This window comes from Methylobacillus methanolivorans, assembly GCF_054588515.1.
This window is the reverse complement of the sequence record NZ_BAAILT010000002.1, coordinates 79657-99568: the sequence shown is the minus strand read 5'-3', so window position 1 is coordinate 99568 and position 19912 is coordinate 79657. Positions and strand designations below refer to the sequence as shown.

17 protein-coding genes and 2 pseudogenes are annotated in these 19912 nt (G+C 44.0%); 5 read left to right on the top strand and 14 right to left on the bottom strand.

From position 1 onward, the window contains the following. Positions 1-80 precede the first annotated feature (80 nt). From LG202_RS01775 to galE, 4 genes are all read right to left on the bottom strand, one after another. Positions 81-1004 (bottom strand): TIGR03790 family protein, encoded by a 924-nt coding sequence (locus LG202_RS01775; protein WP_230346713.1) that lies wholly within the window; start codon positions 1002-1004, stop codon positions 81-83. A gap of 217 nt (positions 1005-1221) precedes the next feature. Beyond that, a complete protein-coding gene (locus LG202_RS01770) occupies positions 1222-1668 on the bottom strand; it encodes a PEP-CTERM sorting domain-containing protein (protein ID WP_230346712.1) in 447 nt (148 codons plus the stop codon). A gap of 13 nt (positions 1669-1681) precedes the next feature. Then, positions 1682-2143, bottom strand: a complete 462-nt coding sequence (locus LG202_RS01765; RefSeq protein WP_230346711.1) for a PEP-CTERM sorting domain-containing protein — start codon at positions 2141-2143, stop codon at positions 1682-1684. Positions 2144-2381: 238 nt separating this feature from the next. After that, positions 2382-3389: a UDP-glucose 4-epimerase GalE gene (gene galE / locus LG202_RS01760; RefSeq protein ID WP_230346710.1), complete on the bottom strand. Its 1008-nt coding sequence runs from the start codon at positions 3387-3389 to the stop codon at positions 2382-2384. A gap of 200 nt (positions 3390-3589) precedes the next feature. On the opposite strand from galE, the gene rfbB reads away from it, so the two are divergent. From rfbB to LG202_RS01735, 5 genes are all read left to right on the top strand, one after another. Continuing rightward, the gene (rfbB, locus tag LG202_RS01755) at positions 3590-4681 is read left to right on the top strand and encodes a dTDP-glucose 4,6-dehydratase (protein WP_230348015.1); all 1092 of its coding nucleotides are present in this window, start codon (positions 3590-3592) and stop codon (positions 4679-4681) included. Beyond that, positions 4678-5556: a glucose-1-phosphate thymidylyltransferase RfbA gene (gene rfbA, locus LG202_RS01750; RefSeq protein WP_230346709.1), complete on the top strand. Its 879-nt coding sequence runs from the start codon at positions 4678-4680 to the stop codon at positions 5554-5556. The genes rfbB and rfbA overlap by 4 nt, the downstream gene beginning before the upstream one ends. After that, entirely contained in the window at positions 5556-6104 is a 549-nt protein-coding gene (gene rfbC / locus LG202_RS01745) for a dTDP-4-dehydrorhamnose 3,5-epimerase (protein ID WP_230346708.1), read from the top strand. The genes rfbA and rfbC overlap by 1 nt, the downstream gene beginning before the upstream one ends. After that, positions 6104-7006, top strand: a complete 903-nt coding sequence (rfbD, locus tag LG202_RS01740) for a dTDP-4-dehydrorhamnose reductase (protein WP_230346707.1) — start codon at positions 6104-6106, stop codon at positions 7004-7006. The genes rfbC and rfbD overlap by 1 nt, the downstream gene beginning before the upstream one ends. 96 nt (positions 7007-7102) lie before the next feature. Beyond that, positions 7103-7684 carry a serine O-acetyltransferase gene (locus LG202_RS01735; RefSeq protein ID WP_230346706.1) on the top strand — a complete coding sequence of 194 codons (582 nt, stop codon included), beginning with the start codon at positions 7103-7105 and terminating at the stop codon, positions 7682-7684. Between the two features lie 66 nt (positions 7685-7750). Here the strand turns inward: LG202_RS01735 and LG202_RS01730 are convergent. The 10 genes and pseudogenes from LG202_RS01730 to LG202_RS01685 form a co-directional block, all read right to left on the bottom strand. Continuing rightward, positions 7751-7896 (bottom strand): annotated as a pseudogene (locus LG202_RS01730) (IS3 family transposase); the annotation flags it as partial. 6 nt (positions 7897-7902) lie between these two features. Beyond that, positions 7903-8165, bottom strand: a pseudogene (locus LG202_RS01725) (IS3 family transposase); the annotation flags it as partial. Positions 8166-8368: 203 nt separating this feature from the next. After that, entirely contained in the window at positions 8369-9670 is a 1302-nt protein-coding gene (locus tag LG202_RS01720; protein WP_459724250.1) for a DUF4124 domain-containing protein, read from the bottom strand. Between the two features lie 48 nt (positions 9671-9718). Continuing rightward, on the bottom strand, positions 9719-10819 hold the full coding sequence (locus tag LG202_RS01715) for a DUF1972 domain-containing protein (protein ID WP_230346704.1): 1101 nt from the start codon (positions 10817-10819) through the stop codon (positions 9719-9721). Continuing rightward, positions 10819-12045 (bottom strand): glycosyltransferase family 4 protein, encoded by a 1227-nt coding sequence (locus LG202_RS01710; protein ID WP_230346703.1) that lies wholly within the window; start codon positions 12043-12045, stop codon positions 10819-10821. The genes LG202_RS01715 and LG202_RS01710 overlap by 1 nt, the downstream gene beginning before the upstream one ends. 67 nt (positions 12046-12112) lie before the next feature. Next, the gene (locus tag LG202_RS01705) at positions 12113-13549 is read right to left on the bottom strand and encodes a Coenzyme F420 hydrogenase/dehydrogenase, beta subunit C-terminal domain (RefSeq protein ID WP_230346702.1); all 1437 of its coding nucleotides are present in this window, start codon (positions 13547-13549) and stop codon (positions 12113-12115) included. Further along, positions 13546-14568 carry a polysaccharide pyruvyl transferase family protein gene (locus tag LG202_RS01700; protein ID WP_230346701.1) on the bottom strand — a complete coding sequence of 341 codons (1023 nt, stop codon included), beginning with the start codon at positions 14566-14568 and terminating at the stop codon, positions 13546-13548. Before LG202_RS01700 ends, LG202_RS01705 begins: the two co-directional genes overlap by 4 nt. Positions 14569-14599: 31 nt before the next feature. After that, positions 14600-17065: a beta-1,6-N-acetylglucosaminyltransferase gene (locus tag LG202_RS01695; protein WP_230346700.1), complete on the bottom strand. Its 2466-nt coding sequence runs from the start codon at positions 17063-17065 to the stop codon at positions 14600-14602. Positions 17066-17103: 38 nt separating this feature from the next. Beyond that, entirely contained in the window at positions 17104-18324 is a 1221-nt protein-coding gene (locus LG202_RS01690) for a glycosyltransferase family 4 protein (RefSeq protein WP_230346699.1), read from the bottom strand. Between the two features lies 1 nt (position 18325). Further along, a complete protein-coding gene (locus LG202_RS01685) occupies positions 18326-19861 on the bottom strand; it encodes a hypothetical protein (RefSeq protein ID WP_230346698.1) in 1536 nt (511 codons plus the stop codon). Between the last annotated feature and the right edge of the window lie 51 nt (positions 19862-19912).

Here is a 19912-nt window from a genome sequence, read left to right as displayed (position 1 = left end):
GTCAAACGGCTTTTGCTTGCGCAATCAATGTAGTTGGCGATTATCGCATAGAGGCCACAAGCACCACAACAAGCGATACCTTATCGCTTGTAAGGTGAGGCCAATGGCTCTCCGATAAAGACTCCCTGAACAGGCCAAGCCACGCTCTTCCAATAAGCTTCAATCGCCGAAGCCCCCAAGAGATAATGCTTGAGCAATACTGAAGGATTAGGAAATTTCTGCCAATAATTGCATGGTTCCGACACCGTGCCATAGCTAGCCGTCGCCCCTGCTTCCAGCCAACGTAAGCTGCTCATCTGCCCATTGCTCAACAAATCACCCCCGGTTGAGGTCAGGTGGTCTGCCAAGGCACCTGGGAAGAACTGCAGGGTATCAAGATAAGGCACCTTTACCAGACCTGTCTGGTAAATCATGATGTCCTGCACATCACGAATGCTATCAGTGTTGAGGCTTTTGATTTCAAGATACCGTTGAGCCACCTTGCCTGAAGGTGGGAAAAACATGGCGCGACTGCTGCGATTCTTATCTGAAGTTGTCAGGTAATAAGCCGTGGCAGCAGGCGCACTGTAGTCACTGGCAAAGCCGCGATCAATCAAAGACTTGGCCTCATCAAACGACTGTACGGGCAACAACATGGACAATCGATAACCCATCTCATCAAAAGGCTTGAGCGAGCGGGAGTTGAAATAGCGGCTAGGATGCTTGGCTGGCGCGCAAGTATTAGCACATTGCTCAGGGTCAAACCCCATAGTCATCGCCGAAGTAATGGAGTTACACTCCACGGCATAAGGCGCTGTCCACATCATCACAATCGCCTGATGCTGGGGCTTTAGCTGAGCATCAATTTCTTGCTTAAGCTGGGAAAAGTATTGCGCGCTCAACTTCTTAGGGCTGCCAGGAATACTCACCTTAATGAGATTTTCCACAGGTACGCGACGCACTTTAAGATAATACTCCCCTGCCTGCACACTTTCCGGCTGGTCTGTATTGACGATGACAGCCACATTCTCCGGCTGCAGATTGTATCCATCCTTGTTAGGTGTTCGCAGAGAAATCGCTTCCCCAGCCCAAACACAAAGAGCTTGAAACACACAACAGAGCACTAAGAAATATCGCACGTTCGCTTTTATCCGTTTTTTAACTTAAATACCTGCTGGGATCATACAAATAAAAATGGGAGCCTAAGCTCCCATGAATCTTACAATGACTGGATGTCAGACGCTATGACAGCTTGCGTCTACGACGTGCGCCCAAAGCCACTAAACCCAAGCCCACCATCAACATGGCAGCCACCTCAGGCTCTGGCACTGCGGTAATCACCAAGTTAGTTGGCCCTACACCTCCTCGCGCATACAACAAAGCAGTATAGATACCATCGCTAGCTACGGAAAAATTAAATACGCCGCTATCAATTGCCCCCAACAAGCTCAAAGTACCAAGCTGCGTCGCACCCTGCCCCAGAGTCACACCTAGCCAGGAAAAGCTACTGTTAACATCAGTCAATGACAAGGAATAATCCCCTGCTAGCAAACCAATGTTGTACTTGTATATCCCCGGTAACGTGGTTGCTGAATCCACCTCAAACACTGGCGCTGCCTGAGCAGCAACACTACCAGAGAATGCGGCGATGATGAGCAGGCTTCGTAACATATTCAAGAATTTTTTCATGATCTGCATCCCTTTATGCTTTCTCAGAAATAGACGGAGTCCTGCGACGTGATGTATAAGCCACCAACAACCCAAGACCAACGCACAACAATGCCCAGGTATCGGCTTCAGGCACTGGAGACACCGTGAAACCAAAAGACCCCACACCAAAACCATTGTTGGCATCACCAAACACACTGAACAGGTAAGAGCCCGTGGTCAACTCAGGCAAAAGGAAAGTACCAGAACCATAGAACGTGCTGATGAGCGACGCTCCCTTGTAGATACTGATGCCAAAACTGCCATCAACAAATGTCACCGGGAAAGCATAATCCAGCAAAGACAACTCATAAACACCCGCATCAAGGCTGTGAGAAAAGACGGCATCACTAGGCAAGCCGCTATCGGCGTAAAGATAGCCGACCTCATCAACCTTGGTGGCTGCATTGACCGCTGTCATCATGACCAGCATCAAGACACCCACCACCCACTTCATTATTACATAGCGTCTCATCACTTAATCTCCCATCAAAGTTAAGACAAGAGGACATAAGCAATAACCAGGCCAAATACCGAAAATATTAAAATTCAATTAAATCATAAAGTTAAATTGCACCTATTGCTTCATCTCGCAAACCCTGCACCACAAACAACATGTGCCGCTTAGAAATGCATCACACCAAGCAAAGCTCAGAGTCTGCAGATATCCCTGTTATTTGGTTACATCGAAAACATCACGTCTTTTGGTTAGCAAGGTTTTGCTGCCAGCGCCAACTATCCACACACATCTGATGGATTCCACGAGTAGCTTTCCAATTCAATGATTGTTCAGCATAGGCAGGATCCGTGTAACTAGCCGCAACATCCCCTGGACGACGAGAGACCAATTGATAAGGCACGACCTTGCCGCTGGCACTCTCAAATGCCTTGACGATCTGCAACACACTATAGCCCTGGCCGGTACCAAGATTGCAGGTGAAGACACCGGTTTCCTTGCCCAGCCTTTCTAGGGCACGCAAGTGGCCGATCACCAAATCAACGACATGAATGTAATCACGCACCCCGGTGCCATCGACCGTGGGGTAATCACTGCCAAACACCGAGAGAAACTCGCGCTGCCCCTGTGCCACCTGGGTGATATAAGGCATGAGGTTATTCGGGATGCCATTCGGGTTTTCGCCAATCAGGCCACTCTCGTGCGCCCCGACAGGATTGAAATATCGCAGAATGGCAATCCGCCAGCTCGAGTCAGAGGCTGATAAGTCGCGCAGAATATCCTCCACCATGAGTTTGCTCGCCCCATAAGGGTTGGTCGCAGACAAGGGGAAGCCCTCGCGAATAGGCACACTGGCAGGGTCGCCATACACCGTTGCAGAAGAGCTAAAGACAAACTGTTTGACATTGAAATCCTGCATGACACGCAGCAAGGTGACGCTGCCGGCCACATTATTGTCGTAATACCACAAGGGATGTGTGACCGACTCCCCCACCGCCTTCAAGCCTGCAAAGTGCATCACGGCCTCAAAAGCATGCTTGGTAAACAAATCGCGTAGCAAAGCTTCATCCCGCACATCTCCCTCAACCAACACCGGCGCCTTGCCTGCAATCTGCTTGATACGATCAATAATGTGAGCCTGACTATTACTGAAATTATCCAGCACTACCACCTCATACCCGGCATTAATTAACTCCACACATGCGTGAGAGCCTATATAGCCTGTGCCACCTGTTACTAAAATCATTCCACCTATTCCCTTAGATTAGTTCGAATACCCTATTGAGCCTACTTGCCGGTTATAGTACTAATTGCACTTTGGCTTTTATGTTAAGCCATTATTAGTATCAATTTTATGATACGTTTATGCAACATTTCACCCGCATAATAGCGACAGCAAGGCGCTTTCTGCAAAATCTAATAAAGTGAGCAATAGAATTGACAACTCTGAATAACACTATCCTAGTCACTGGTGGCGCAGGTTTTATCGGTGGTAATTTCGTACTGGACTGGATCAAGGCAGGGCTTGGCACAGTCATTACTCTCGACAAACTCACCTATGCTGGCAATCTGGAAAACCTCAAGGATATCGAGGGTAACCCCAACCACATCTTCGTGCATGGCGATATCGGTGATCGTGCGCTGCTCGCAAAACTTCTTGCAGAACACAAACCGCGCGCCATCATCAACTTTGCAGCCGAAAGCCATGTTGACCGCTCTATTCATGGCCCTGAAGACTTCATCCAAACCAATGTGGTCGGCACATTCCATTTACTGGAAGAAGTACGCGCTTACTGGAATGCTCTGGTAGCGGCTAACCCGACAGAGAAAGAAAACCCGCAATTCCGCTTCCTGCATGTTTCCACCGATGAAGTGTATGGCACTCTGGGTCCTACCGATCCAGCATTCACCGAAACAACGCCTTATGCGCCGAACAGCCCATATTCAGCCTCCAAGGCAGCGTCTGACCATCTGGTCCGGGCCTATCACCACACTTATGGTTTGCCAGTACTCACCACAAATTGCTCCAACAACTACGGCCCTTACCATTTCCCAGAAAAGCTGATTCCGCTGTGCCTACTCAACGCCTTGGCTGGCAAGCCCTTGCCTATCTACGGTGATGGCCAGCAAATTCGTGACTGGCTCTTCGTCAAGGATCACTGCAGTGCAATTCGTCGCGTTCTGGAGGCAGGCAAGCTGGGTGAAACCTACAACGTCGGTGGCTGGAATGAAAAAGCCAACCTCGACGTCATACACATCCTGTGTGACATCCTCAATGAACTGCAACCCCGCACGGATGGCAAACGCTATGAAGAGCAAATCACCTTTGTGACGGACAGGCCAGGTCACGACAGGCGCTATGCGATTGATGCCTCCAAACTGGAACGCGAATTGGGCTGGAAACCTGCCGAGACTTTCGAAACCGGCATACGCAAAACTGTAGAGTGGTACCTGCAAAACCAGGCATGGGTAAGCAATGTGACCAGCGGTGAATATCGCAACTGGGTCAGCAAGCAATACACAGGGAGAACAGCATGAGAAAGGGCATTATTCTCGCCGGAGGGTCAGGCACACGTCTTTACCCCGTCACCCAGGCCGTCTCCAAGCAATTGCTGCCGGTTTACGACAAACCCATGATTTACTACCCCCTGAGCACATTGATGCTGGCAGGGATACGCGACATTCTGCTGATCTCCACCCCGCAGGATACCCCGCGCTTTGAACAACTGCTGGGGGATGGCAGTCAGTGGGGACTTAACTTGCGCTATGCCGTGCAAGCCTCGCCCGATGGCTTGGCGCAGGCATTCATCATAGGCAAGGACTTCATAGGCAATGACCCCAGCGCACTCGTGCTAGGTGACAATATTTTCTACGGGCATGACCTGGCCCATGATCTGGTACATGCAGATCAGCGCCAGGAAGGCGCTACGGTATTTGCTTACCCGGTTCATGATCCCGAGCGATATGGTGTGGTTGAATTCAACGACGCAGGCCAGGCCATCAGCCTGGAGGAAAAACCACAACACCCCAAATCCCGCTATGCCGTGACTGGCTTGTACTTCTACGACAACCAAGTTGCCGACATAGCAGCCAACCTCAAACCATCCCCCCGTGGCGAACTCGAAATTACAGATGTCAACAAGACCTATCTGGCGCGTGGCGCACTGAACGTAGAGCTCATGGGGCGCGGCCATGCATGGCTGGACACTGGCACGCATGAATCCTTGCTTGAGGCTTCCCTGTTTATAGAAACGATAGAAAAGCGCCAGGGCTTGAAAATTGCCTGCCCAGAGGAAATTGCCTACAGAAAAGGCTATATCAGTGCTGCCGATATTGAAAGAATTGCCCAGCCTTATCTGAAAAATGGCTATGGTCAGTATTTGATACGCATGTTGAAAGAAAAGGTATTTTAATGAACGTTGTTGCAACCAACATCCCTGATGTCATTGTTTTCGAGCCCAAGGTTTTTGGCGATGACAGAGGCTTTTTCTTTGAAAGCTTCAATCAGAATGTCTTCGAACAAGCGACAGGCAAGCACTATGAGTTTGTGCAGGACAATCATTCAAAATCCAGCAAAGGCGTATTGAGAGGCCTGCATTATCAAGTACAACAAGCACAGGGCAAATTGGTGCGGGTTGTCAGCGGTGAAGTCTTTGATGTAGCTGTGGACATTCGTCGCTCCTCCCCCACATTTGGACAATGGGTAGGTCAACACCTGTCGGGCGAGAATAAAAAACAGATGTGGGTACCCCCAGGGTTTGCCCATGGTTTTCTTGTCTTGTCCGACACTGCAGAGTTTCTCTACAAGACTACAGACTTCTATGCCCCAGCGCATGAACGCTGCATTATCTGGAACGATGCAGAGATCAACATACAGTGGCCTGAAATTGGCACACCTCCACAGCTATCAGCCAAGGACCAACAGGGACTGGGCATCGGTCAGGCAGACCTGTTTGCATAATGACAAAATTCAATAAAATCCTACTCACAGGCATCAATGGTCAAGTGGGGCATGCCCTTTATCCTAAATTAAGCGTATTGGGTGAAGTCATCGCTTTAGACCGCGGGCAACTCGACCTCACTAACCCAGAAGCTATTCGTGAGGTAGTACAGCGGATAAAGCCTGATTTGATTATCAATCCAGCGGCATATACCGCTGTGGACAAGGCCGAATCAGAACCAGAGCTTGCACATGCGATCAATGGCATCGCGCCTGGCGTGTTTGCTGAAGAAGCGGCCAAGCTAGGTGCCTTATTAGTACATTACTCTACGGATTATGTATTTGACGGCAAAAAAACCAGCCCCTATGTAGAAACTGATGAGACTAATCCACTCAGCGTATACGGAGCTAGCAAATTAGCGGGCGAAAAAGCTATTCAAGCGGTGGGAGCCGCTCATTTGATATTCAGAACCAGCTGGGTTTATGGGGCTTACGGCAAGAATTTTCTGCGCACGATATTAAGACTGGCCGCAGAACGCGACAGTTTAAATATAGTAGCAGATCAGTTTGGTGCACCCACCTCCAGCGATTCCATTGCAGATGCAACAATAGATGCGCTACAAAAATGGGATCATAGTAAAAATGGGATTTATCATTTGGTGAATGCTGGAGAAACTAGCTGGCATGGGTTTGCCCAAGAGATTGTGACTCAGTATAAAAAAATATCTACCCCCACCACGTTACAACCACTTCTGGCAACACCTAGCTCCATTATTGCGATAGAAACAAAGGATTACCCAACGGCAGCTCACAGACCTCTTAATTCACAACTAGAGACAATTAAAATCAATGAAATTTTTGATGTTGAACTAGAGCACTGGCAATCATCTTTAGAAAAAATCATTAAAAAGTTACAAAAATAATACTTTACATATAAACGAAAAATGGCCATTAGCTCATTATAAATAATGTTCAAATTGCCAAATCAATTCCTGATTAAACAATACGGAATATAAGAAATGAATGCCGTGAAACTTTTAAAAGCAGACACTTACAGACTTTATGGGCAATATTCATTGAAATATTTAATTAAAGCTTTAGTTACAAGAAGAACTTTCAGAGTAATTTTTACGATAAGAGCCTGTCAATACATTCATCAATCCAAAAAACTACGATTCGCTTTACCATTTTTTCAAGCTTTCCATCGATTTACTGCACATAGTGCAACTATGGATATATCTTGGAGAACTAAAATTGGAGGAGGAATTGCATTGCTACATGGCTGGGGCATAGTAATTAATCAGGAAGCTTCTATAGGTAATAATGTTACTATTTTTCATGGTGTAACAATTGGTCAAAAAGATAAAATTCAAAAAAATGGCACAAGAATAACGGAATATCCAATCATTCAAGATAACGTATGGATTGGACCAAATGCAATCATTGTAGGGGGCATTACAATTGGTGAGGGAAGTAGGATAGCAGGAGGTGCATTCGTTACTGAAAATATACCAGCGAGATCGATTGTGTTAGGCAATCCAGCGCAAATAGTAAAATCCGATTGCTTACCAGACACACTAAATGCTGCGCCAATTTTGTAATTAATTAAGATTAATAATTGTATAAACTGAATCGCCACGGTTTTTGAGAAGGCTGTTTAGTTTAAGCTAAGTCACCACAACAGAGGCCTGATTGGCAAGTAGCCGATAGTAGCTTGCCTCAGCTTCTGCTGGCGGGATATACCTGTTGGATTCGAGCAGGCGATGGTGATTAAACCATAATATAATCCCCACTCGAGCGTGGCGAACTCCACCTAGGCGAAAAACGCGCTGACCAGCTTCAGTATCTCGTTGGTTCGGCGCAGCTCCTGCATCCGCTACGCTGGTCGTAACACCTTCGCGCGCATCTGTATCAAACCTCAGCACGCTTGCCCCATTCGTTTAATGCCTGCGGTATACCACCAATCCTGGTGGGCTATGGATTTAATAGCGGCCCATAGTGATGGATACTCGCCTCGGTGCTCTTGCACTATGCGTACGGCACACCCGCGCACCTCGGGTAAAACTTGCTTGACTTCGTCATGGCCCAATCCCCTCACCTCAAAACCCGAGACGACCCACTAATATTTTTCAGCAAGACCACTAACCCATGCACTGAAGATTACATAGCCCTGCGATATAAATGAAAATGCCCGATAAATTTTACCGGGCATTTTTATGCAATCAACTCGACCACCACAAACTTCTTAAAGAAGTTTTATATTAATATTTCCCTTAAAAATCAATCTACTCATAGAAATTATCAACATTGGGTGGGTTCTCATCAATCTTGTAATCCGGGGTCATGAGAGTGAAAGTTGCGGTTCTCCATTGTGGGCCAGCACGCAAGAACCTACCCGTACCTACCCCAGGGTTATAAGACGCTCCAAGAGACTCTTTTGGGTATTCAACCGGGTAGTAATCCGCCCCCGCTTGCACAACTAATTTATCCGTATTTAACGTATTGGGGCCAGCCGGATTATCAAGTACAAGCTTAAAGTCAAATCTATAATACAAGCCACCGAAGTCATTGATATCAAACCTATGCATATAGCCATAGGTGTGAAACCAAGAACCTGCAGGGAATTTGTATGATTTGAACCCGTCCTTTTCTAACCTAACGTCATAAGGAACTCTAATATTAGTGCCCTCGGTATTAGCTTCGCCACGATGATCCTCTTCGATATTTGGCAAACTCTCTAACAATATCCATTTTTTTTGCGCCTTTGAAAAATAGTAGAGCGATAAATCTTTGAAAGCTATTCGTGTGTTTACCGGTGCAGGGGCACCTTTTTCTCTATAAACCGTAATCCAGCCCAAAACCCTGTCCCATACCGCAAACCGTTTTCCCGGATACCATTTTGGTATCCCTGATGCGGTAGGATTAGCACCCATCACCATTGTCGGCTTATAAGCCCAAGCATATTGATCACTGGCTGCAGGCATTGCCTCATTCTCAGTAGTCATATCTTTCTTCAAAATACTTAACGCTGTTAGTATTTTAAGTAAGCTTGTTTGTTGGTTACTAGTGTTACCTGTGGTGGTGTTACCTGTGGTGGTGTTACCTGTGGTGGTGTTACCTGTGGTGGTGTTACCTGTGGTGGTGGTTGCAGCCGTTGTTGTAGCTGCCTTGGCTGTAGAGCCTGAGGATGAGCTGCTGCCGCCGCTTCCCTGAGTACTAGCACTGCCCACTGCGCCGGAAGAGCCACTACCACTAGTGCTTGCAGTCTTGGACTGGTTACTACCCGTCGTCCTGGCAGGCGAAGGAGATGTCGCTGGCTTTACATCATTAGCAGATGGTAAGTTAACTTCACCGTCATGCGCGCTACCTACCGGTGAAGTTGCCTTACTCGATTGTTTATTTAAGCCGCCAGCAGGGGAAGTCAACACATTGACTCTGGTAGAGTTTTGACTTGGGCTATCAGAATAACTTACAGTTCCATCGCCATTGGTTGTTTTATAAACTTCAGCATTAACCGTGATCGCAGTGCAAAAGAATAATCCTATAGAAAACAACAGTGATAAGTTTTTCACAATCAGGATCTCCAAGACAAGGACTTATTGCTATCCATCATTAACGGCACGCTCCTTAAAAACTTAAAGGAATTTTAGTAATAATTTTTCGTAATCTCCAAGCACAGCTGTCCATGTAAAACTTTCATCATGGCGTTTGTAGCTAGCACTTCGCATGGTCCCCAAGGTTGAGCTAGTCGCAAGGAGCTCGCTAATTCTTTGTGCACACTCATCTTCATTGGCAAAATAAGCTGCGCCATCACCAGCCACCCAACGATTAAATTTGTTGTCATGAGCTAGCACAGGATTTCCCGCAGCCAACGCCTCAACCAATGAAGGATTTGTGCCTCCCACCTGATGCCCATGGATATAGGCCATGGAAAAATAGCGTAAAGACTCCACTGCAGGCTTTTCGTAAATTGCACCAGGAAATATCACTTCATCAGAGGCAACGGCTTTTACACGCTGTTGATAAGCATGTTCTGCTGCATATTTACCCAAAACTACAAGTTTTGCATTACGACGGGCACTAGACCACGCCTTCACAACCTCTAAAATTGAATTCTCTGGCTCTGCGCGGGCAATCAAAATGGCATATTTGCCAGCTTGCAAACCATACTTTTCTAAGTAATCAAGCTTAGCTGTTGTAACCTTGTCCGCACCATAGGGAATAGTAGTAATTTTTTCTGCATGTACTCTAGTCTCTAAATGACGTGCAATTTCCGGATGATCAGCGATCAGGTGATTACCTAACCACGAACCAGCCCAATCATTCAACCAGAACCAGAATTTGGCTACTTTTCCCCATTTTTGCCTATGCCACTCAATCCCATCCATATTGATCAGGTTGGTGATACCGCGTAGGCGATAAATCAGGCAAAAAATAGCCGTGTTATAGCCTAGAGTCAAAACCAGATCTTTGGTCTTGGCTGTATGCAGGGTAGACTTCAAATCAAAAATGATTGTCCCTGCGGCACCCGAAGTTTTTACCGGAATATTGACACGCTTCACGCCTTGCCAGCTGTCCTCAAAGATAGGCCCCTCACCACCAACCTGACAATAGACAATGACCTCCCAGCCCTTGTTAACCAGATACAATGCCAGGTGCTCCGCAAATGTTTCAAAACCACCATGGGCCGCTGGTACGCCACGAGTACCCAAAATTCTTACCGTATTTTTTTTCATTAGACCCTGACTCCAACACTTGCGTATAAATTCTGCATTGAATTGACGTAGTTATCGCGGTTAAATCTTTCTTCAACCAAGGCCCTACTGGCTTTGCCATAGGTCAACAACTTATCGTCTGCAGTACCATCTATGCTAGTAAGCAAATTTGCCAACTCATCAACATCACCGCTGGTAAACATCCAGCCAGTTTCACCAGGCTCAATCATTTCAGGAATGCCACCAATATTGGCCACCACAAGAGGCTTACCAAAAGCCATACTCTCTAGCAAGCTCATAGGAGCATTTTCATACCACTCCGAAGGTAAAACTATTGCCTTTGATTCCTTGATAAGCGTATGTAATGCTTCACCAGACTGATAGCCCAAAAACTCTACATCAGCTTGTAGCTCATTTTGCAGGGCATGTAATTTAGCTTCTTCAGGCCCAGTACCGGCAACCTTAAGTTTCACGCCTGATTTTTTCACTGATTTAAGCAACGTCTCCACACCTTTTTCTGGCGCCAGGCGGCCAAAATAGAGGAAATAATCTCCAGGTGAATATTCAGGAGTAAACAGGGATGAGTCAACGTAATTAGGAATATAAGTAAACCTATCTTCAGGCCAACCCCACTCTACAAACTTGTTCATGAAAAAGCGGCTAGGTACAGCAATTTTACTTAAGTACTTCTTGTATGTATTCAACTTGTGATGCAGCGTACTTTCCAAAGCCACAATTACACTTGGGCCTAAAGAATTGCGTAGGCATTTGTGTTTAATCACATTTAAAAAATTTCCATCCTTGCATTTCTCGCATATTCCGGTCTCATTAAGCATTTTATAAGCCGGACAAGCGATCTTGAGATCATGAGCGGTCATGATAATTGGTACGCCATGTTCATGTAGCGTAGGCAAAATAGCAGGGGATAGATGGTGGTAAATACAGTGCAGGTGAGCTACATCAGCAGGATAATCCTGCAACAACTTCTTTAGTTTTTTTTGTGCCTCAAAAGAATAAATTACCTTAGAGGCCATAATGGCTTTGTCTACAACCCCATAGGAGTTTCCAAACTCCAACTCATCGACAAAATAGTTTTCCCATGGTGTTGCAAAGTTTTTCGGATGATGCATGGAGAAGAATGCATTATTCCACCCCAGGTCTTCCATCAAAGCAGCATGATCTAAGTAAACTACATCAGAGCCACCTCTGCGATAATGGTAATTATTAACACTCAACAGATTTGGCATAAAAAGAGATTCTCGAGACTGACAAGATCAATAGATTTGAATGTGCAATGAAATAATAAATCAGGAGTTATTTTTTGATTCTCTTCAAAATAATTCTCCATATCTTTCTTGGAATAGCAATCCACAATGGATGATAAATCCTATGATACTTTTTCGCATAGGGAGCAATCAAACCCCAGTAATGCTCTAAGCCACCCAACTTGATAGCTTTAATATAAGCAGCATCACTAATAGCAACCAATTCAGCCCGCAGCTTAAATATTTTTCTATATTTTTTGGACAAATGCTTAAACTGGGGAGTTACCCGTTTCGGAGGTGCCCAAACACCACCCTCTTGTTTCAGATACAATCTATACGCCAGACCAGACCTTCTATGCCTGAAGCTAGCCAGTTGCGTTTCAGCGGCGACATCTGGAGTAACAGTAGTTAGGCGCAATCGATTAGCTTCTCTAGCCGCTTCCATGAATTTGTGCAGTACTTTATTTCTGACGATTACAACGCTGGTCCCAAAAGACTCATGCTTATATGGCTCAATCCAGGCATCGCCAGCCGCCAGGTCAGCAGTTTCACCCATCACATCATCACAATAATCACATGCACCATATTTGAACAAACCAAGGCCCCAATCGCCACCACGCAAATTACTCATGATTGCCGATTGTGTCTTTTCGCTATTATCTTTATTACTAACAATTTCTACAGCGTAACTGGTAGCGGGGTTGTTGGGCATTTTATAGCGGAAATCAAAACGCTCAATCTCGTTTAAACTCACACCCAACTGCCAGGCGATATATTCAAGATAAGCAATGCTTTTGAGATGGCCGCATAAAATTGCAATTGTGAATTTAATATTTTCAGCGAAAATAGGATCTTGCGTAGATAACAATCTGATCGACTTAATAAAGCAAGGAACACCTACAACCAGATATCGGCCAGGGTGCTGTTTCACATACTCCAGCACCTTACTCATTTCTACGCCGTAATATCGGCTTTTTGCGCGACTTCTTACTTCATCCGAAGAGGTTGAAACTCCATAATGAAACATGACCTCGGAACCAGATGAATAAGTTGTTGGTACAACATGAAGAACTCCATCAATTTCACCTTTGGCCAGCAGCTCACATATTGTCCAGCTGACGATTCCACCCGAGCTACCATTGATCCGGTACTCTTCTTCATCAACATGGCCGACATATAGCTCCTGCCAAAATCCTAATCTGTCATCGTGCTGGGCATGATCACCAAATAACTCACTGCCTATCTCATCCTCATTGGCACCCGCGCCAGAAAACGGGCAAACCTTGGCCAGTTGATCGTTAAGTGAAGCAGAGGTAATTTTGGCAGGTAATATTGCCTGAAACTTGCCAACCTCATTTAATACAACTTTAACTGGTGAATCTTGTACCGCCGTGCATGAACCACAACCAATACAATACCCTCCCTCGATCACGGATTGAATAGTGCCTATAGAACCTGAAGGCTGATGCTGAAGATTATTGATCATTGAATATTAAGTGAACGATTAAGGAAGTCAAATGAGATTTTTTTTCTTACATTAAGAATTTCGTCAACTTTTTTATAATCTATTTCTTGAGAAAAAATATCTACAATATCAGAATAATAATTAGCATTTCTTGCTTCTAGTCCTAAAGACTTCAAAGCATAATCCACCTTATAATTCTTGCCCACAAAGCTGCAGAACTGCTTACGGTATTGGATTGACAAGATGGTGCCATGAAAAGAATCAGACACTACAGCAGTAGCGTTTTTTATATATCCTAAAAATTCAAATGGATCACTCATTACTACATCGACACCAACAGCACTAAAATGACCTATGCTTATTATTTTTTCCACATCTAGCTTTTTCGCTAATGACTGGAGCATAGTTAAACGCTCCGGAGTCAGGTCGTAGCAATAAACTAATATATATTTACAATTAGGAGTATTTACTTTTTCATATTTTGTCCAATCGAGTAGAAATGTAGGATCTAATACTTCTACAACCTCCCTCGCTGTCACCTTTTTAATCAAGTCAACCGTTCTTTGATCACGCGCAGACAGTGAATCAATCTTTTTCAGTGCGGACTTTTCAAACTCTAGGCTCGCAAAATCAGCCTCCTCCATCCCGTTGGTACTAGGCGCATATGATATGCGCTTGACTGCATCTACCCCTTGCCCAAAGTAAATGGGTAAATGATCGAATGTAGCATTCTTTAAATTCCAGATTTCATCACTTCCAGCAATGATGGCATCATACTTGGCAGTAGTCGGCCAACGTACACTATTCAATTGTCGGTTAATGACGGTGTAAACAAAAAAACGTACCAAATTAAAACATAATCTTTTGGGATTCTTCGTAACTACACTTTTCAATTTACGCTTTTTTCTCGTTGATGATGGCGCATACAACATATCAACTTGAATGCCACGGTTAGTCATGTATTCCTGCAAAGCAAATGCTTGCAAGAAGGATCCATAATTGAAGTATTCGTTAAATACTGTAGCAATTGCAACACGCATATCCTGGCCTTTTTACAAATTTAGATTGGTATCATTTATTTATAACTGAAAAACTTGCTCTAGTAGGATCGTCAACTTTCAGACTGAATTTTCGCGCAAAAAATTTACCAGACTTTTTAATCTGATCCACATTTTCAGATTGCACAACATCGGGACCGGTCGAGCATCCATGCCAGAACAAAGCGTGATTGCTCGGAGATAAGACTAAATCATTACCAGAGGGGTTAATATTTAATAACAAAGTGTGTATATAAGCCTCGTCGGGTATTTGGCACTTTGCAAAATAATCTAATATTTTTTTATTCTTGTGCGAGGCCTCCACTATCCAGGAGCAAACACGACGGCTCGCTCCAAACCATTGCCCCCCCAATCCAATAGCGTTAATTCCTTGACGCCGGCGTGTTCCTTGCGTTAGATACAACATTGCCCTTAAGAGACTCTTACCAAGCTGTGAAGTAATTTTCTCCGATAAATTCCTAGGTTGATGTGCCAACTTTAAATTTACAGAGCAGACTTCCAGATGCTCAGTACTATTTCCCACAACCCACATACTGGCGCGTTTTGATATACGTGTACCTATGGCTGAAGTTGTCAGATATCTCCATCCATGGCTAAACAAAGCCTCATCATCTTTAATTTGCATTAAATCCATCATCACATCGGATTTACTATCAATCAAATATTGCTCAAATTCCTTGATGGATTTAACCGGAAGGCATGATTCTGAAAGTAATTGGAAATGAGTAACTTTAGGATTAGCTAGGGCCTCTTCCAATAACTTCAATGTAGCTGCGACTAAAGACCAATCTCCCCAAGCAGTTGAAACAGGGGAGCTTAGGATAACAATATTCGAGCCTATTGGTTCAAAATCCGGTTGCTTTGAGAAGTCATGATGCACATACAAGGTGTGTGGGTATACTTTGATAGCAATCTCTGAAATAGCAGCAGTGGATTTTTTTGAAGATAACAGGCCAAAAGCAATACAAGGCTCATTAACCTCTACTTTTCTCCCTATATTAGGTAGGGTTGAATCATACCCACCAATAAAATCCCTCATAAAATCAATAATAATGCCACGGCACAAAACAAACCCTAATACGCCAAAGACAACCCCTGAAGATAACCCAGATATATACCAGACAACATTCGCAGCTTTCAGCGCCTCTCCAACGAATATTGATGTTAAGGAAATTATTAATATTGTTATTATCGGGAACCAATCTCTTTGTTGAGCAAAACCTTCTGCCTTAAGTTGATATCTAACCCAAGCATTCGCTACTAAAAGCCCAACAGCATTAGCCATAGGAAAAGCTATAGGTCCAAAGAGTGGCAAAAACAAAATAGCGCCAATAACAGAAGTGGACAGTAGAGAATTGGAGTAAATTAAGTACTGATATTTTTCTACCGTTTGTACCAAAAGTTCAAGCTGTTGTCGCTGAGTTTCAAGCACCAGAACAAAAAACAAAGCAACAACAATGCTGAATGCATCAGATCCATATTTGCCAGCAGACAATAGTGATAGTCCTTCTTTTCCAGCAACAATTAGCAACACAAATAATCCAGCAATAAAAAGATAATTGATCTGCAAAACCAACTCACAAAGCTTAGCTGGAACACTGAAATCTTTATGCTCACAATATCTTGCCACAACAACAGGTCGAACTAAACCCACTAACAATTGAGCAGGTAGATATCTTTTTATATATTCATAAATTGTTTGAGCAAACCCATAATGGGCCATAGAGGTAGAACTCAGCATATGGCCACCAACCAAACGGTTAGTGTGTCCGCCATATGGCAAGATGGCCAAATGCTGAATGTAACCAACTACAGCAAAGTTCATAATTTTTTTTAGATGAGTGCGTATCCAGCTACTGTCCTCAGCCGCCACTTCGGTTTCGTTTGGATTTTTTGCCACAACGTAATTAACAGCAACTATGACCACTATAAAACTTAAAATATCACTAACCACCTCAAGCCAGACTACGCTGTATAGATCAACGTCGCCTTGATAAGATAGATAAATCAAACCGGCTACTCGCGTAGCTGCAGCAATAAAGAATGCCAACTGGGCAGCCCCTTGATGCAAGGTAGATTCGAGGATTTGCGATAGGAACAAAACCGTGGATCTGAAGAGTACAGTTAGCAAAAAAACCTGAAATGCGGCTAGCGCACTGGATAATCCGATATTTCCAATAATATTATCAGTAAACAAATATGCGAAAGATAACGCAATACCCAATACAAAAGTTCTGATAGATAAAACTGAATATACGAATTTTTTTAACGAAGACTGATAATTTTTCTGATATAGCTCAGGAACATATCGAAGCAAAGCATGTGCTAAACCTAACCCTGAAACAGCGGTTAACAACTCCACTAGTGCAATAAGAATCGAATATTGTGCAAACTCTTCAATCGATAATTCTCTGACAATTAGCAATGCAGCAAAAACACCCGCAAAGGCAGTGCCGCCTTTACCGACGACAAAATGCATCAAGCCCTTTTTGATTCGGGCATTGCCATACCGTGTACTCATTTGTAGCTTTCAAGTAATAATTGATACTTATTCCATACTTGATTGGAAATAATCGGATACGTCCTATTGGCTTTGACCCAAGCTGGCCCTTTTTTTCCCATGGCATCAGCCTGTTCAGCATGAGTAAGAAGATACAAGACTGCCTCTGCAAATGCATCGGCAGACCACTCCACGCACAACCCAGCTCCACTTTCTTGGATGATGCTGGATTGCTCAGGGTGGTTGTTACATACCACGGGCCTCCCAAGTGCAAGATACTCCACCAATTTTGTCGGTGAGGTGGAGGATAATATTTTTGTAGGATAATAAGGTGAAAGACAAACTGCCGCGCTTGCAGCGATCTTCCATGCCTCCTCAATAGGTACAAAACCTGTGAAAATTACACTCTGCGCTATATTCAATTCTTGAGCGTAATCCACCAAAGCTTGTTTTTCACTGGGGTTATCACCATCCCCCACCATCATCAAGATAGCATCTGGCTTGGCTTTAACAACCAGAGAAAAGGCTTCAATAATGGTGTGCAACCTTCTGACTACTGAAAACGTACCCACGTACACCACTGTATTAGGCAAAATATCAACTTCTTGATCTTTTGCCCAGCTCAATGCTTTCTCGGGTACCCCCATAGGAACTGGGGTTAGTTTTTCAGCACACACACCCATGCTCTGTATATCTTCAAGCATTCTCACACTTTGAACAAATGTATGATCTGCATGTTTGATCACAATTTTATACAGAATAAATTCTGCTAACTTTCCCTGCATCTTTAAAAGAATCTTCTTGATTCCACTTGCCTTATCAGCAAGGTCTAAGGTGTGCTCAGGGTAGGGGTAAGAACACCAGTAAATAAATGTATTAGCAGTCAGTCTTGCAAACAACAAACCCAGAATAGCTGCAAAATACTTATCTCTTACCTGAATAATTTCATAGCCTGAAAACATACTTTTTGCCAGATAAAAAATATCAAAGGTCCAATATAGGAATCTGTTGATTACTTTTGCTAAAATTCCAGACTTATTTAATCTTGGTGGTAGAAAACATGGCGCTGAAAAATATTCGAGCTTATTAGAAGGCGAATAGTTTTCCGGCGCTCGCATATACCAAGTTATATCCAACCCATTTTGCGTCAGAGATTGAGCAAATAACTCTGAAATATCCACTCTAAATGGTGGGTACTCTTCCGGCACAGAATAATAAATTTTAATATTTTTTCGCATGTTATATTTTTGATTTATTCAGCAACGATTTTCTCGAGATTTTATCCATCACCAATAGATACCCGAACACCAATACAAATAATGATTGATAACTAAGATCAAAGAAAAAATAGCTATTGTGCAGCATACTAATGACAAATAGCACTACCGATATCCTGGCTGTATTTATCATGGGCTTGCTGAGTGGATATTGACTATCCTTTAATAGCTTCCCGCCCATCTTGTATGCAGAGATAAACACCATGGCGATTATGAAAAACCCAAACAAACCCAGCTCCCATAGAATGGTAGATATTCCTGTCAAACTGATACCATAGCCTGGGTATTTTCGTAGCAACTCTGAGCCCTCATTCAGCAACACCCCGCCCTGGGTTTCCCCCGCACCGTAGCCAAACAAAATATGTAATATCTCACTCAGCCTGAAATTCTCCTCAATCCAGAATGCATATACAGTAGTTCTGTTAAGCAATAGATTTCCATAACCTCTATCCCCAAAGTTATATGAAACATTGCTGTCCCACATATCTTGTAAGGACAAGTGTTGTTGAGAATCTGCACCTGGGATTAGGGAATATGCAAAGAATATGCTAGCCAATAGAACTACAACACCAATGGCACCAAATATAAATTTCAATGGATCTTCGAATAACTTGTCCTTGTAAAGCAGGAATAAAGCCACTGGTAGCAATACAATGAATAATTTCGCCTCACTGAAAAACATAGGCACCATAAAAATACTTAAAAACAACACTACGGTTTTAAGCTTCCAAATATGTTCCCGGTAGTGCGAGAGTGCGAGTGTAATGCCTAAGGCACACAGCAAGGCGAGAGATGAACTTCGCCCGCCGCCAGTCATACTGCCACCGAAGGTACCTGCAACCACATCGGCTGCCACCACCCCCCTCAAGGCCAACTCTTCTGAAGTACGTTGCGGAATTAGAACAAAGAATTGATGGAATACAAATGGCAATTGAACAATGCCTAATATCAATATGAATTTAACAATCCGCTTCGAGTCTGCTTCTTTGCTCATTAAGTAATACAGGGCGATCAATAGTCCCCACACTTGAAAGTAGCCTTTGAAACTAGTGACAAACTTGGCAAAACCATGCCAATTAAATAAGGAAAGCAAAATCACATAAGCAAAAAATGTCCACAACCAGAATATTAATGATCCGGATGGGGCTAATTTATTGCTCCCAGTCTTATGGGAGTTGCTTGAAAAGACATAGGCGATTAATGCAACGGCCATAGATAAACCAGCAAGTGCCCACTTTATGGGTTGCAAGCCAGGAAGATAGAGATCAATCAACCCAGAAAACACCAAAGCACCTATGATCACGACCCATGTGCCAGCCAGGGGCTTTACAACCAAGATTGCACCAGCAATCAGCACAAAGAAACCAATGGTTAATGGGTAAATACCGAATGCTAACGTCAGCCCAAAAATAGCCGAGAGAACAATTGCCCCCAGCCATAACAGCAAGGCACTGGTAAGATTAATATTGGTTTTTACCCGGCTTAGTGGCTTAGCCATACTTAATACTCACTTCCATATATGCGTTCAATCAATGCACCCCATGTAATG